This is a genomic window from Janthinobacterium sp. GW460-12-1-14-LB5 (genome assembly GCF_059423585.1).
The window spans coordinates 284,499-300,050 of sequence record NZ_JBWKYD010000001.1 but is presented as its reverse complement, the minus strand read 5'-3'; the positions used below and the strand labels follow the sequence as shown (position 1 = coordinate 300,050).

Annotated in this window: 11 protein-coding genes; 4 read left to right on the top strand and 7 right to left on the bottom strand. The window is 64.8% G+C overall.

Annotated elements, in window-relative coordinates:
• The first annotated feature begins 5 nt into the window (after nt 1-5).
• The gene (locus tag AC07X6_RS01390) at nt 6-515 is read left to right on the top strand and encodes a P-loop NTPase family protein (RefSeq protein ID WP_494789835.1); all 510 of its coding nucleotides are present in this window, start codon (nt 6-8) and stop codon (nt 513-515) included.
• A 59-nt stretch (nt 516-574) separates the two neighbouring features.
• Here AC07X6_RS01390 and AC07X6_RS01385 read toward each other — a convergent pair whose 3' ends face one another.
• The 7 genes from AC07X6_RS01385 to kdpF all read right to left on the bottom strand — a co-directional run bounded on the left by AC07X6_RS01385 (nt 575) and on the right by kdpF (nt 9,543).
• Nucleotides 575-1,321 carry a TorF family putative porin gene (locus AC07X6_RS01385; protein WP_494789834.1) on the bottom strand — a complete coding sequence of 249 codons (747 nt, stop codon included), beginning with the start codon at nt 1,319-1,321 and terminating at the stop codon, nt 575-577.
• Nucleotides 1,322-1,467: 146 nt separating this feature from the next.
• The gene (kdpE, locus tag AC07X6_RS01380; protein ID WP_034746496.1) at nt 1,468-2,166 is read right to left on the bottom strand and encodes a two-component system response regulator KdpE; all 699 of its coding nucleotides are present in this window, start codon (nt 2,164-2,166) and stop codon (nt 1,468-1,470) included.
• The gene (locus tag AC07X6_RS01375; RefSeq protein ID WP_494789833.1) at nt 2,163-4,916 is read right to left on the bottom strand and encodes a DUF4118 domain-containing protein; all 2,754 of its coding nucleotides are present in this window, start codon (nt 4,914-4,916) and stop codon (nt 2,163-2,165) included. Before AC07X6_RS01375 ends, kdpE begins: the two co-directional genes overlap by 4 nt.
• Before the next feature lie 58 nt (nt 4,917-4,974).
• Complete coding sequence (kdpC, locus tag AC07X6_RS01370; RefSeq protein WP_494789832.1) at nt 4,975-5,550, bottom strand: potassium-transporting ATPase subunit KdpC; 576 nt, start codon at nt 5,548-5,550, stop codon at nt 4,975-4,977.
• Between the two features lie 10 nt (nt 5,551-5,560).
• Nucleotides 5,561-7,639, bottom strand: a complete 2,079-nt coding sequence (gene kdpB, locus AC07X6_RS01365) for a potassium-transporting ATPase subunit KdpB (protein ID WP_494789831.1) — start codon at nt 7,637-7,639, stop codon at nt 5,561-5,563.
• Between the two features lie 9 nt (nt 7,640-7,648).
• Nucleotides 7,649-9,454, bottom strand: a complete 1,806-nt coding sequence (gene kdpA / locus AC07X6_RS01360; RefSeq protein WP_494789830.1) for a potassium-transporting ATPase subunit KdpA — start codon at nt 9,452-9,454, stop codon at nt 7,649-7,651.
• On the bottom strand, nt 9,454-9,543 hold the full coding sequence (kdpF, locus tag AC07X6_RS01355) for a K(+)-transporting ATPase subunit F (RefSeq protein ID WP_034746483.1): 90 nt from the start codon (nt 9,541-9,543) through the stop codon (nt 9,454-9,456). The genes kdpA and kdpF overlap by 1 nt, the downstream gene beginning before the upstream one ends.
• Nucleotides 9,544-10,006: 463 nt before the next feature.
• Here kdpF and AC07X6_RS01350 point away from each other — a divergent pair, with 463 nt between their 5' ends.
• The 3 genes from AC07X6_RS01350 to AC07X6_RS01340 are packed head-to-tail and all read left to right on the top strand — an operon-like array spanning nt 10,007 to nt 15,531.
• Nucleotides 10,007-12,004, top strand: a complete 1,998-nt coding sequence (locus tag AC07X6_RS01350) for a DNA topoisomerase IV subunit B (protein WP_494789829.1) — start codon at nt 10,007-10,009, stop codon at nt 12,002-12,004.
• Nucleotides 12,004-13,713 carry a molecular chaperone HscC gene (locus tag AC07X6_RS01345; RefSeq protein WP_494789828.1) on the top strand — a complete coding sequence of 570 codons (1,710 nt, stop codon included), beginning with the start codon at nt 12,004-12,006 and terminating at the stop codon, nt 13,711-13,713. The genes AC07X6_RS01350 and AC07X6_RS01345 overlap by 1 nt, the downstream gene beginning before the upstream one ends.
• A gap of 12 nt (nt 13,714-13,725) precedes the next feature.
• On the top strand, nt 13,726-15,531 hold the full coding sequence (locus AC07X6_RS01340; protein ID WP_494789827.1) for a hypothetical protein: 1,806 nt from the start codon (nt 13,726-13,728) through the stop codon (nt 15,529-15,531).
• Nucleotides 15,532-15,552: the final 21 nt, after the last annotated feature.

Below are 15,552 nucleotides of genomic sequence, written 5' to 3'. Positions count from 1 at the left end.
GAGGGATGGAGAAATCCATCCTGGCCGGACGGCTGGCCGCCTCGCGCGCGCTGGCCGGACGCAAGGTATTGCTGCTCGATGCCGATCCGCGTCAGGGAGCCATGGAGCAGGCCAGGAATATGCACGATGGGGCCAGGCATGGCAGCCTGACGCGGCCGCGCCTGATGGCGCGCGCCATCAGCGCCAAGGGCTTGCAGCCGGAGCTGGAGCACCTGGTGCACTGCTACCACGACATCGTCATCGACAGCGAAGGCCGCGACTCCATGGGCAGCCGTTCGGCCCTGATCGCCGCGCGCGTACTGGTGGTGCCGCCCGACGGCGTCGTGGACGCCGGCGCGCAGGCGGGCCTGGCGCGCCGCATCGCGCACGCGCGCAGCGTCAATCCGGACCTGCGCGTCCTGCTGGCAACGGACACGCAGGCGGCGCCGGCCCATGCTCTGGCGGCACAGATTCCGGCCGCCCGCGTGGTCAGCCTGGGACAGCTGTATTGCGCCGTCTTTAATCTACCTGCCTAGCCTGGCTGGGCACGCGAAAAAGGCGGCGCATGCACCGCCTCTCCTCTCATCTGCGTCAATTAAAACGTCTTGCTGACCGTCAGCTGCAGCGCCGTCTTGCCCATGAATTTGCCATTCACTGGCGACGCATAGGCCGACTTGCCCGCGTTCGTGCCGATCACGGCCAGCGCACCCGTCACGATGCCGAAATCGCGCGTGACGCCCACTTTCCAGTCCGTGTAGCTAGCCGCATCATTGTTTTTGACTTTCTGGTGGCCCGCATGCAGGTTGCCGGTCCAGCCGTTCGTCAGGTCGATGGTCGCGCCGATGTCCAGGTAGCCGCTGTTCTTGCTGTTGACGATGCCGAACAGGTTGGAGACGGAGTGCGAATACTTGACGTAGGCGGGGCCATACGACAGCTGGCCGTAGACTTCCTGCGTGTCCGCGTTGGCCAGACCGATATTCTTCAAGCCGTTGTCCGCATACACGTAAGCGAGCACGCCCACGTCATAGCCGATATCACCGCCCAACTGGCCGCGCTTGCCCGCATACAGATCGACTTCCACGTCGCCGCTGCCGCCCGCATCCTTGGTCCACTTGATGGTCGAGGCCCAGGCGCCCGCATACAGGCCCGTCGGGTTGTTGACGTAATCGACGCCGCCCTGCAGCGCGGGTTTCAAACGCGTCTGCGAGATGCCGCGATAGCGGTAGTCGGACACGCCGGCCACGTTGAAACTGACTTCGTTGTCGGGCTTGGCCTCATCCGCGTGGGCCAGGCTGCCCGTCAAGGCGGTCGCAACGGCAAGTGCAAGTAGCATTTTATTCATGGTTTTTTCTTCTTCATGGGTGGTATGGGCCTTTGCCAACATGGCGCAGCTGGCCCGCCGCTGCAAAAATTCGCTGCAAAAATTTAAAGTAAAGCGTCCCCCCGGCGCGCGCGGCGCCTGTTTTCAAACAGGGGAAATAACAGGTATTAGAGCGGCAGCAGCAGCCGGTAGCCGACGGCCGTTTCCGTCAGCAGGTACTGCGGCTGGGCCGGATCGGCTTCCAGCTTCTGGCGCAGATGGCCCATGTAGATGCGCAGGTAGTGGCCGTTTTCGCTGTTCGACGGCCCCCACACTTCGCGCAGCAGCTGCGGATTGGTGACCACCCTGCCCGCATTCTTCACGAGCACCGACAGCAGGCGAAATTCCGTCGGCGTCATGTGCACCAGCTGCTTGTTGCGCGTCACCAGGCGGTCCTTCAGGTCGACGCGCACGTCGCCGAACTGCACCACGCCATCGTCGCTGGCCGCGGGCTGGCGCTGGCGGCGCAGGGTGGCGCGCACGCGGGCCAGCAACTCGCCCACGCCGAACGGCTTGGTCAGATAATCGTCGGCGCCCGCGTCGAGCGCGCGGATCTTGTCCTGCTCGTCGACCCGCGCCGACAGCACGATGATGGGCACGGCCGACCATTTTCGGATGTCGGCGATGAAGTCGATGCCGTCGCCGTCGGGCAGGCCCAGGTCCAGCACGATCAGGTCGGGCCGCCGCGTGCCGGCATCGATCAAGCCCCGCTGCATGGTGGCGGACTCGAAAATCTGCCAGCCCTCGTCTTCCAGCGCGGCGCGCACGAAGCGGCGGATTTGCGGTTCATCCTCGACCAGCAAGGCGGTGGCGGAAGGTTCGTTCATGATGGTTTTCCTGTTTCATTTACGTTGGCGTCGTCCAGCTCCGCTTCCGGCAAGGCCGGCGGCGTACCCAGGGGCAGGCTGAAGACGATGGCGGCGCCCTGTCCCGGCGCGTGCGGCTGCGCGTGGATGGTGCCGCCGTGGGCTTCGACGATGGCGCGGCAAATGGCCAGCCCCAGGCCGACGCCCGGCTTGTTCGATTCGCGCTCGCCGCGCGTGAATTTTTCAAAGATAGCTTCTTCGCGGCCGGGCGGCAGGCCCGGGCCATCGTCAAGCACCGTCACCTGCAGGAACTGGCCGTGCACGCCGGCCGCGACCGTGATGGTGCTGCCCGGCGGCGTGTACTTGGCGGCGTTTTCCAGCAGGTTGCACAGCACGCGCTCGATCAGCACGGCATCGTAGCGCACCAGCGGCAAGTCCGGCGCCAGCTGCGTCTGCACGGCGTGCTGCTGCAATTGCGGGCCGCTGGCGCGCAGCGCGCTGCCCACCACCTCTTCCAGCGCCTGCCATTGCAAATTCAGGCGCACCTGGCCACTCTCGATGCGCGCCATGTCCAGCAAGTTCGCCACCAGGGCGCTCATGCGCACGGTTTCGGACTGCAGCGAGCGCGCCATGTCCAGCTGCGCGGGCGACAGCGCAGGCCGGGACAGGGCCAGCGATTCGGCAAGGCCCACCAGCGACGTCAATGGCGTGCGCAAATCGTGCGACAGGGCCGCCAGCAGCGAATTGCGCAGCCGCTCGGACTCCATCTGCAGCAGCGCGCCTTGCGCCACGTCGATGTAGTGCACGCGTTCGAGGGCGATGGCCGCCAGGGCGGCAAAGGTATCGAGGTGCTGGCGCTGTTCCGGCACCAGCAGCCAGCGCCCGTGCGTTGGCGCCTCCAGCGGCAACAGCGCCAGCACGCCCCGCGTGCGCATCGGCGCGATCAGCGGCAGGTAGAAAATGGGCGAAGCCGGCAAGGTATCGGTGCCCGTCCCCGCCGCCTGCGCATGGTCGAAGGCCCACTGCGCGATGCCGATATCGAGCGGCTCGCCGCCGTTCGGGGTCTGCAAGCTGCCCTCGTCATCAGGCAAAAGCAAGGTAGCGCGCGCGCGGAAAGCGCGTTCGATGGCGCTTTTCGTGATGTCGAAAATCTGCTCCGTCTGCAGCACACCGGACAATTCGCGCGAGAATTCATACAGTGCGCGGGCACGCGCTTCGCGGTGAGATGCCACGCGCGCCTGGAAGCGCAGGCCGGCCGTCAGGTGGCCCGTGATCAGGCCCACGGCCAGCATCACGCCAAAGGTGATCACATACTGGAAATCGCCGACGGCAAACGAGAACCGCGGCGGCACGAAGATGAAATCGAAGCTGGCCACGCCCACCAGGCTGGCCAATGCCGCCGGCCCGCGTCCCAGGCGCACGGCCAGCAGCACCACCGTCAGCAAGGACAGCATGGCGATGTTGGCCAGGTCAAGATAAGGCTGCAGCGGCACCGAGGCGAGGGCCGTGCCCAGGCTGGCGCCGGCGGCCAGGATATAGCGCCAATGACGCGATGGCCGGCGCGGCGCCTCCTCGTCTTCGCCCGCCGCGCGCCGGGGCGCCGCACCGGCAGGCGGCAAGCCCACCTCGATCAAATCGATATCGGGCGCCAGGCTGGCCATGCGCGCGGCCGGCGGCGCCTGCCACAGGCGCGCCAGCGCACCGCAGTTGGCACGGCCGCGGCCACGGCCCACGATGACTTTCGAGATATTCGCGCCGCGCGCATACTCGACCACTGCGCCGGCGATGTCGGCGGACGGCACGATGGCCGTGCGCGCGCCCAGGTCCTGCGCCAGTTTCAGGGTTTTCAGGATGCGTTCGCGCTGGCCCGCCGGCAAGCGCTGCAAACGCGGCGTTTCCACGTACAGCGCGTGCCATTCCGCGTTCAGCTGGCTAGCCAGGCGCGCCGTGCTGCGGATCACGTGCTCGCCCCCCGCGTGCGGTCCCACGCAGGCCAGCAGCGCGGCGCCCGTCTTCCACACGGGATTGATCGATTTTTCGACGCGGTAGGCCTGCACGTCATCCTGGATCCGGTCCGCCGTGCGGCGCAAGGCCAGTTCACGCAGGGCGATCAGGTTACCCTTGCGAAAAAAATGCTGCGATGCCCGTTCGGCCTGCTGCGGCTGATACACCTTGCCCTGCTTCAGGCGGTGCAGCAGTTCATCGGCGGGGATATCGACCAGCACCACTTCATCGGCACGGTCGAACACCGTGTCGGGCAGGGTCTCGGCCACACGCACGCCGGTGATCCCGCCCACCACGTCGTTCAGGCTTTCCAGGTGCTGCACGTTCACGGTCGACAGCACGTCGATGCCTGCCGCCAGCAATTCCTCGACGTCCTGCCAGCGCTTCGGATGGCGCGAACCGGCCACGTTCGAATGGGCCAGTTCATCCATCAGTATCAGCGGCGGCGCGCGGCGCAGGGCCTCGTCCAGGTCGAACTCGTACAGGGTCTTGCCCCGGTACTCGATGGCCTTCAGGGGCAGCACGGGCAAGCCGTCCAGCTGGGCTGCCGTATCCTGGCGCCCATGCGTCTCCACCACGCCCACCAGCAAGTCCTGGCCATCGGCCAGCAATTTGCGCGCGGCCGCCAGCATCGCATACGTCTTGCCGACGCCAGCCGAGGCGCCAAAATAAATGCGCAGCCGGCCGCGCGCGGCTTTCTGTTCCTGCGCCTGCACTTGCGCCAGCAGGGCATCAGGGTCGGGGCGTTGGCTGTCGTTGGGGAGCATGGGTATCTTTTAAGGTCAAAACCAGGGGCAAAACCGGCGGCTCTGCCCCTGCATCATCTTACTTCGCGGCCGCATCGAGCGCCAGATTCAGTTCCAGCACATTCACGCGCGGCTCGCCGAAAAAGCCGATATACGCGGTTTTCTGCACCTTGGCGATGGCGTTTTCCACCTGCGCCAGCGGCACGGCGCGCACGCGGGCCACGCGCGGCGCCTGGTACAGGGCGCCCGCCAGGCTAATTTCCGGGTCCAGGCCGCTGCTCGACGCCGTCACCAGGTCGACGGGGATCGGGTTGCGGTTGCCTGGATCAACTTCCTTCAGGGCGGCGATGCGCGCCTTGACGGCGTCCACCAGGGCCGGATTGCTCGGCCCCTGGTTCGAGCCGCCCGAACCGGCACCGTTATTGGCCATCGGCGCGGTGGCCGATGGACGGCCCCAGAAATACTTGGGCGAGGTGAAGGACTGGCCGATCAGGGTCGAGCCGACGGGCTTGCCCCCACGCTCGACGATGCTGCCGTTGACTTCATCGCTGAAGGCCAGCTGGCCGATGCCGGCCGTGGCAAACGGATAGACGACGCCGCAAATCACGGTCAATGCGGCAAACAGGACCAGGGCGGGACGTACGATAGTGCTCATGATGGTTCCTTTAGACTAAATTGAGGACGGACAGCAGCATGTCGATCAGCTTGATCCCGATGAAGGGCAAAATAATCCCGCCCAGGCCGTAGATCAGCAGATTGCGGCGCAACAGGCTGGCCGCGCCGATGGCCCGGTACTGCACGCCTTTCAGCGCCAGCGGAATCAGCACAACGATGATCAAGGCATTGAAGATCACGGCCGACATGATGGCCGAGGCGGGGCTGGCCAGGTGCATGATGTCGAGCGCCTTCAACTGCGGATAAGTGCCCACGAAGGCGGCCGGGATGATGGCGAAGTACTTGGCGATGTCGTTCGAAATCGAGAACGTCGTCAGCGAGCCGCGCGTCATCAGCATCTGCTTGCCGATTTCAACGATTTCCAGCAGCTTGGTCGGGTTCGAATCCAGGTCGACCATATTGCCCGCCTCCTTCGCCGCCTGCGTGCCCGAATTCATGGCCACGGCCACGTCGGCCTGGGCCAGCGCCGGTGCATCGTTGGTGCCGTCGCCCGTCATCGCCACCAGACGGCCTTCGGACTGGTAGCTGCGGATGAGTTTCAGCTTGTCTTCCGGCGTCGCTTCGGCAAGAAAATCGTCCACGCCCGCTTCGGCGGCAATCGCGGCCGCCGTCAGCTTGTTGTCGCCCGTGATCATGACGGTCTTGATGCCCATGCGGCGCAATTCCGCGAAGCGTTCCTTGATGCCGCCCTTGACGATATCCTTCAGTTCCACGGCGCCCATGACGCGGCCATCATCGACCACCACCAGCGGCGTACTGCCGCGGCGGGCGATGTCGTCGACGGCGCGTGCCACCTCGGCCGGATACGGCTGGCCCAGCGCTTCCACATACTTTTTCATGGAGTCGGCCGCGCCCTTGCGCAGCTGGCGCACCTGCTGCTCGCCAGGGATATCCACGCCGCTCATGCGCGTTTGCGCCGTGAAGGGTACGAAGGTGGCGTGCAGGCTGGCCATTTCGCGTTCGCGGATATTGAACTTCTGCTTGGCCAGCACGACGATGCTGCGCCCTTCCGGCGTTTCATCGGCCAGCGAGGCCAGTTGCGCCGCGTCGGCCAGCTGCTGTTCCGTCACGCCGGGCGCCGACACGAAGCTCGACGCCTGGCGGTTGCCCAGGGTGATGGTACCCGTCTTATCGAGCAGCAGCACGTCCACGTCGCCGGCCGCTTCCACGGCGCGCCCCGACGTGGCGATCACATTGGCCTGCATCATGCGGCTCATGCCGGCCACGCCGATGGCGGACAGCAAACCGCCGATGGTGGTCGGGATCAGGCACACGAGCAGCGCGATCAATACCGTGATGCTGACGGGAGTGCCGCTGCCGGCCGCCGCCACGGAAAACAACGAGTACGGCAGCAGGGTCACAGTGACGATCAGGAACACGATCGACAGGGCCACCAATAAAATCGTCAGGGCGATCTCGTTCGGCGTCTTCTGGCGCTTGGCGCCTTCGACCATGGCGATCATGCGGTCGATGAACGCTTCGCCCGGGTTGACGGAAACGCGCACCAGCAGCCAGTCGGACAGCACGCGGGTACCGCCCGTGACGGCGGAAAAGTCGCCGCCCGATTCGCGGATCACGGGTGCCGATTCGCCCGTGATGGCGCTTTCGTCGACGGAAGCCACGCCGGCCGTCACTTCACCGTCGGCGGGAATCACGTCGCCCGCCTCGACCAGCACCGTCATGCCCTTGCGCAGGTCGGTGGCCGGCGTAGGCAGCCAGGACGTGCCGTATTTCGGCGTCTGCATTTTCTTTGCCATCACCGTCTGCTTGAGGGCGCGCAGCGAGGCCGCCTGGGCCTTGCTGCGGCCTTCGGCCAGCGCCTCGGCGAAGTTCGCGAACAGCACGGTAAACCACAGCCACACGGCGACGGCGACGATGAAGCCGAACGGCGCTTCACCCTGGCCATTCAGGGCCTGGATGGCCAGCAGGGTCGTGATGATGCTGCCCACATAGACGACGAACATCACGGGGCTGCGCCACTGCGTGCGGGGGTCGAGTTTTTTGAACGCATCGACGATGGCGGGGCCAATCAGTGCGGAATCGAACAAAGTCAGGCTTGTGCGTGACATGGTAGCCTCTTATTTGATGAAAAGTTGCAGGTGTTCGACGATCGGGCCCAGGGCCAGCGCGGGAACGTAATTCAATACACCAACCAGCACGACGACGCCGATCAGCAGGCCGATGAACATGGGGCCGTGCGTGGGCATGGTGCCGGCATTGGCCGACAGGCGCTGCTTGGCCGCCAGCGAACCGGCCACCGCCAGCACGGGCACGATCACGCCGAAGCGGCCGAACCACATGGCAATCGCCAGCATCACGTTGTAGAACGGCGTGTTGGCGGACAGGCCGGCAAACGCGCTGCCGTTGTTGTTGGCCGCCGACGTGAAGGCATACAGGATCTCGGAGAAGCCGTGCGCGCCCGGATTGGCCACGCCGATCTTGCCCGGTTCGACCATCACGGCGATCGCCGTGCCCGTCAATACCAGGGCTGGCGTAATCAGGATGGCCAGCGACACCATCTTCATTTCATAGGCCTGGATTTTCTTGCCCAGGTATTCAGGCGTGCGGCCGATCATCAGGCCGGCGATGAAGACGGCCAGGATGGCGAACATCAGCATGCCGTACAGGCCCGTGCCCACGCCGCCGAACACCACTTCGCCGAATTGCATCAGCAGCAGCGGCACCATGCCGCCCAGGGGCATGTAGGAATCGTGCATGGAGTTGACGGCGCCGCACGATGCGGCCGTCGTCACCGCCGCGAACAGGGTCGAGGAGCTGATGCCGAAGCGCGTTTCCTTGCCTTCCATATTGCCGCCCGATTGCAGACTGCTGGCCTGCTGGTCCACGCCCAGGCCTTGCAAGGCGGGATTGGCTTGCTGCTCGGCGCTCATCACGCCGGCCGTCATGACGACGAAGATCAGGCTCATCGCGGCCAGCACGGCCCAGCCCTGGCGCAGGTCGCCCACCATGCGTCCAAAGGTGAAGCACAGACCGGCGGGAATGATGAAGATGGCCAGCATCTGCAGGAAGTTCGACAGCACGGTGGGGTTTTCATACGGATGCGAGGAATTGGCATTGAAAAAGCCGCCGCCATTCGTGCCCAGCAGCTTGATCGATTCCTGCGACGCGACGGGGCCCATGGCGATCGTCTGCGTCGTCGCCACTTGCGCTTCCATCACGGGTTGACCGGCGGCGTCCAGCACGGGTTGGCCGTCAGCCGTCGTTTTCGGCGTTTCATACGCCACGTGGTCGAGCAGGGTCACTTCCTTGTAGGCGGAAAAATTCTGGATCATGCCTTCGCCCATGAAGACGACGGACAGGGCCAGGGACAGCGGCAGCAGGATGTACAGGGTCGAACGCACCAGGTCGACCCAGAAATTGCCGATCGATTTGCCCGAACGCGACGCGAAACCGCGCACCAGTGCGAAGATCACGGCGATGCCGGTGGCCGCCGAAAAGAAGTTCTGGCATGCCATGCCCAGCATCTGGGTCAGGTAGCTCATGGTCTGTTCGCCGCCGTAGCCCTGCCAGTTGGTATTGGCGACGAAGCTGACGGTGGTATTGAACGAGGAATCGGGGCTGACGGCGCCCAGGCCCTGCGGATTGAGTGGCAGGAAGCCCTGCAGGCGCTGCAGGCCGTACACGAAGACGGCGCCCACGGTATTGAAGACGATCAGGGCGATGGCATAGCTTTTCCAGCCCATGGCCTTGTCGGCGGGCAGGCCCGACCAGCGGTACAGCAGGTTTTCCAGCTTTTGCAGCCAGCCCAGGCCGCGCACGGGGCCGTCGCCGGCCACTTTGGCCATGTACAGGCCCAGCGGATAGCCGGCGGCCAGCAGCACGGCCAGGAAGGCCACCAATAACAGTATCGATTGCGTCGTCATCACAGTTCCTCCGCCTTCAGCAGCGCCACCAGCAAATACACGAGCAGGCCGGCCGAGACGACGGCGCCCAGCACATAAAACGCGTTCATTTGACGCTCCCTAATTTGTCGCAGGCGACGGCAAAGCCGGCCGCCACGACGAAAAACACGGCAATCAAGCCGAGATACACGAGATCCATTCCCACCCTCATTCAGGTTTGTTTTGATAGTGAGCAGATTAGCCAAAAGGGTCTAAAAAATTCGTAAAGACTGGGAAGGCAGCTGTAAACAAGATGTAAAAATGGCGGCTTTACCGCATAAAATCCATCACAATTGGCGCAAAACCACGCGCGCGGCGCACTGTTGTTGCCTTGGAGTAGCGCTATTGCTCGCCGGACAAGATAGAATGCGCGAGCGTCCGCACAAGGACGCCAAGCCTGCCGCACTGCCCTCCCCCAGTGACGCTGGACGGAATATACTGTATATTCATACAGTTATCGCCGCCGCTGTCATTGCGCCCCGCAGTGCCCTGGCCTGGCGTTCCAACCACTGTCTTTACTTAGCTTGAACACGTATGGCCACTAAAAAACCAGCATCCGACTACAGCGAATCATCCATCCGTGTCCTGAAAGGACTGGAACCCGTCAAGCAGCGCCCGGGGATGTACACCCGCACTGAAAATCCGCTGCACATCATTCAGGAAGTGATCGACAATGCCTCCGACGAGGCGCTGGGTGGTCATTGCACGCATATCGCCGTGACGCAAAACACGGATGGCAGCATCACCGTCGAAGACAATGGCCGCGGCATTCCCGTCGGCCTGCACCCGGAAGAAGGCGTGCCGACGGTGGAAATCGTGTTTACACGGCTGCACGCGGGCGGCAAGTTCGACAAGGGTTCGGGCGGCGCCTACGCGTTCTCGGGCGGCTTGCACGGCGTCGGCGTATCCGTCACGAATGCGCTGTCGACGCGCCTGGAAATCACCGTCTGGCGCAAGGAAAGCGACGGCAACGGCTTGCACCACATGGTGTTTGCCAACGGCGACGTGATCGAGCCCCTGAGTTCCCGCCCCGCCCCGCGCGACGGGAAAAAATCCGGCACGCGCGTCACGGCCTGGCCCGATGCAAAATACTTTGATTCTCCCAACATCTCGCAAACGGAGCTGCAACGCCTGCTGCGCTCGAAAGCCGTGCTGCTGCCGGGCGTCACCGTCACGCTCACCAACGCGAAGACGGGCGATACGCAGACCTGGCAGTACGCCGAGGGCTTGCGCGGCTACCTGACCGAAACGCTGGCGCAGGTATCGAATGGCGAAACCCTGATTCCCCTGTTCGAAGGCGCGCAATACGCTGGCCCGGACTCGGAAGGCTTTGCCGAAGGCGAAGGCGCGGCCTGGGTCGTGGCGTGGACGGAAGAAGGCGCCATCGTGCGCGAATCGTACGTCAACCTGATTCCCACCTCGAATGGCGGCACGCACGAATCGGGCTTGCGCGACGGTCTGTTCGGCGCCGTGAAAAACTTCGTCGAAATGCACTCGCTGCTGCCCAAAGGCGTGAAACTTCTGCCGGAAGACGTGTTCGCGCGCGCCTCGTTCGTGCTGTCGGCCAAGGTGCTGGACCCGCAATTCCAGGGCCAGATCAAGGAACGCCTCAATTCGCGCGATGCCGTGCGCCTCGTCTCGACCTTCACCAAGCCGCCGCTGGAACTGTGGCTGAACCAGCACGTCGATTATGGCAAGAAGCTGGCCGAGCTCGTGATCAAGCAGGCGCAGTCGCGCCAGCGTTCGCTGCAAAAAGTGGAAAAGAAAAAATCCTCGGGCGTGGCCGTGTTGCCGGGCAAGTTGACCGACTGCGAATCGTCGGACATCACGCGCAATGAACTGTTCCTCGTCGAGGGCGACTCGGCGGGCGGTTCGGCCAAGATGGGCCGCGACAAGGAATTCCAGGCGATCCTGCCCCTGCGCGGCAAGGTGTTGAACTCGTGGGAAACGGACCGCGACCGCCTGTTCGCCAATAACGAGATCCACGACATCGCGGTGGCCATCGGCGTCGATCCGCACAGCGTGGGCGACTCACCCGACCTGTCGGGCCTGCGCTACGGCAAGATCTGCATCCTGTCCGATGCGGACGTGGACGGCTCGCACATCCAGGTACTGCTGCTGACGCTCTTTTTCAAGCATTTCCCCGTCCTGATCAACAAGGGCCATATCTGCATCGCCCGTCCGCCTTTGTACCGCGTGGATGCACCGGCGCGCGGCAAAAAGCCGATGCAGAAGATCTATGCGCTCGACGACGGCGAACTGCTGGCCATCGAGGACAAGCTGCGCAAGGAAGGCGTGAAACAGGGCGCCTGGTCGATCTCCCGCTTCAAGGGCCTGGGCGAGATGAACGCCGAGCAGCTGTGGGAAACGACGATGAACCCAGACACGCGCCGCCTGCTGCCCGTCACCCTCGGCGAAGTCGACCACATGGCCTCGGCTTCCCGCTTCAATATGTTGATGGGCAAGGGCGAAGCGGCCGGACGCCGCGCCTGGATCGAGGAACACGGCAATGAGGCGGAGGCGGATATCTGATGATCATCGGCATCGACCTGGGCACCACCAACAGCCTGGTCGCCATCTGGCGCGACGGCAAGGCTTCCATCATCCCGAATGCGCTCGGTGAACACCTGACGCCGTCGTGCGTGAGCATCGACGACGACGGCACCGTGCTGGTGGGCCGCGCCGCGCGCGAGCGCCTGCAGACGCACCCGCAGCTGACGGCGGCCGTCTTCAAGCGCTACATGGGCAGCGAAAAGAAGATCACCCTCGGCACGCAGCAATTCCGCCCGGAAGAACTGTCGTCGATGGTGCTGCGCGCGCTGAAGGAAGATGCCGAAGCTTTCCTCGGCCACCAGGTCGAGGAAGCCATCATCACCGTGCCCGCGTATTTCAGCGATGCGCAGCGCAAGGCCACGCGCATCGCCGGCCAGCTGGCGGGCCTGCGCGTGGAGCGCCTGCTCAACGAACCGACGGCCGCCGCGCTGGCCTACGGCATCCGCGACAAGGAACAGGAAAGCAAATTCCTCGTCTTCGACCTGGGCGGCGGCACGTTCGACGTGTCGATCCTGGAACTGTTCGAAGGCGTGATGGAAGTGCGCGCCTCGGCCGGCGACAATTTCCTGGGCGGCGAAGACTTCGTCACCGTGCTGGTCGACGCTTTCATGGAAGGCAGCGGCTTGCGCGGCGCCGTCGGCAGCCGCCTGCTCGACCCGCGCCAGCAGCAGCTGCTGCGCGATGAAGCCGAACGCGTCAAGCGATTGCTGTCGGAGCAGCCGTCCGTGCGCATGGCCACGCGCTACCAGGACCAGGAATACAGCTGGGAGATCGGCGAAGACAAGCTGGCGCAGCTGTGCGAACCGCTGCTGGCACGCCTGCGCCTGCCCGTGGAACGCGCGCTGCGCGACGCCACCATCCGCGCGGCCGAATTGAATGAAGTGGTACTGGCCGGCGGTGCCACGCGCATGCCGCTGGTGCGTAAACTCGTCTCGCGCATGTTCGGCCGCTTCCCCGCCGTCCACCTGGACCCGGACGAAGCCGTGGCGCTGGGCGCCGCCGTGCAGGCTGGCCTGAAGATGCGCGACGCAGCCCTCGACGAAGTGGTCATGACGGACGTGGCGCCGTACTCGCTGGGCATTTCGATTTCGCGCCAGGTCGGCGCGAACCAGTATGAGGGCGGGCATTACCTGCCCATCATCGAGCGCAATTCCGTGGTGCCCGTCTCGCGCACGGAAAACATCACCACCATCCACGACAACCAGAAGGAAATCAACGTGGCGATCTTCCAGGGCGAGTCGCGCCTGGTGGCCGACAACGTCTTCCTGGGCAAGATCAGCTTCCCGATACCCGCGAAAAAGGCGGGCGAGATCGGCATCGACGTGCGCTTCACCTACGACGTCAGCGGCGTGCTGGAAGCGGAAGTGACGGTGCTGGCAACGCAGGAACGCCACAAGATGATCATCAGCGACAATGCGGGCGTGATGACGCCGGAACAGATCGAGCAGCGCTTTGCGGAACTGGCCGACCTGAAGATCCACCCGCGCGAGCAGATGGAAAACCGCACCCTCGTCACGCGCGCCGACCGCCTGTACGAACAGTCGCTGGGCGACGTGCGCCAGTACCTGGCGGCGCACACGGCCAATTTCCAGGCCGCGCTGGAAACGCAGGACCCGAACACCATCCGCAAGGCGCGCCAGGCGCTCGATGAGGTGTTGCGCCAGGTCGAGAGCGAGAGCTTCCTGTAAATGGACGGCGGCATGCACAACGGACAGCGCAGCCTGTGGGATATCCTGGGTACGGAGCCGACCGGCGACGAGCGCGCCCTCAAGCGCGCGTACGCGAAGCGCCTGAAGGTGACGCGTCCCGAGGACGATCCGGCCGCCTTCCAGGAGCTGCGCGAAGCGTATGAATACGCGCTGCGCCATGCGCACCTGTTTGCCGAGGAATGTCCGGAACCGCCAGCGGCCGAAGCGGCAGCGGCGGAATCGCCAGAAGCGCCGCGTGCGGAACCGGCCGACTTGTGGGGCGTCATCGACGAGGCGGCGCAGGAAGCGCCTGCGGAACTGTGGGGCATCATTGCCCAGGAACAGGCTCCGCCCCCGGAACAATGGGGCGTGGTCGCCATCGACCCGGCGCAGGAAGCGGCCAGCCTTTGGCAAGGCTGCCAGGCGCTGGCGCGGCACGCGGATGCCGGCGAGGTGCTGACCCGCGTGCTGCAAGACGACACCATGCTCAACCTCGACGTGCGCGAGGAATTCGAGCTGTGCGCGCTGCACTATTGCGCCAGCGCCGGCTACGACCTGTCGCTGCGCCAGGCCCTGTTCGAGCTGCTGGGCTGGGACCACGATTTTTCCTACCTGGCGCGCAGCCATGCGGACCTGGTGCGCAGCGCCGTGCAGCGCTACCGGGCGGACCGCTCGTTCGCCCATTTCAGCGACAACCGCGACAGCTATCCCGGCCTGGACTGCATCATGTCGCAGCAGGCGCCAAGCGCCTACGCGCGCCAGCTGTTCGACCGAAAATTCACGCTGCAGCTGCGCGAGCTGCTGCACACGATACGCTGGCAGCACGGCGAGATGCTGGCCTACAAGCTCGATACGGACCTGTTCGAGCGGTGGGAACACGCCGTGCATGCAAAGCGCTACTTCAAGCAGACGGCGCTCGCTTCGTGCGGCCTGGGCTTCGTGCTGCACTTCATGCTCGCGGGCGTGCTCGACGCGGCTGGCTTCAAACTCGGCGACGCGGCCGCCCATGCCAGCCTGCTCGGCTTCCAGGCGCTGGCCTTTTCCCTGCTGGCCATGCATGCCTTGCGCTGGCCGGCCCCCCTGTTCGCGCGGCTCGACTCGCTGCAGGAAGCGCTGCAGGACCGCCTGCCCGTGCTGTGGCAGCGGCCCGGCTTGCGGCAGCTGGGCTGGATCGTGCCCTATCTGCTGCTGGCGCTGATGCTGTTCCTGCCAGAACGCAGCGACACCATGCGCCTCGTCACCGCGGGCGGCTTGTGCGCGTCGGCCCTGCTCGCGTATGCGATGAACCGCCAGCTGCTGCATGGCATGCTGCTGCTCCTGGTCCTGGGCTTGTCGCTGTTCGCCGCCATGTTCATGAGCGGCAAGGGCCAGTCGGCGCTGGCCATCGGCGAAGCCATGCCATTGATGTTTTGCCTGGCGGCGCTGGCCCTGCGCAGCGCCACCGGCCTGTATGGCGATTGCGGCTGGCCGGAGGCGCTCTTGCCCCGCCTGCGCGCGGCATGGCTGATCGGCTGCGCGGGCCTGCTGTCCTTGCTGTACGTGCAGCAGTTGCCGGCCGTCCTCGTGGGCGCCGCGCTGTATGCCTGGTCGTGTGCCGGCCTGCTGTTTTCCCCCACCGATTTCAAATGGAAGACGATCTGGCCAGTGGTGCTGGTGCCGTCCCTCGCCAGCGTCGTGCTGGCCGGCCACGCCCCGGCCATCCGCGCCATGCAAATGATGCACAACAGCGTGGAGCTGACCCTGGCCGTGCTGTATTTCACCATGTGCTACATCTACAAGACCTATGGCAAATCCTTCTCCAAATCCGGGCTGTCATAATCGCCCCCATGAATTCAACCG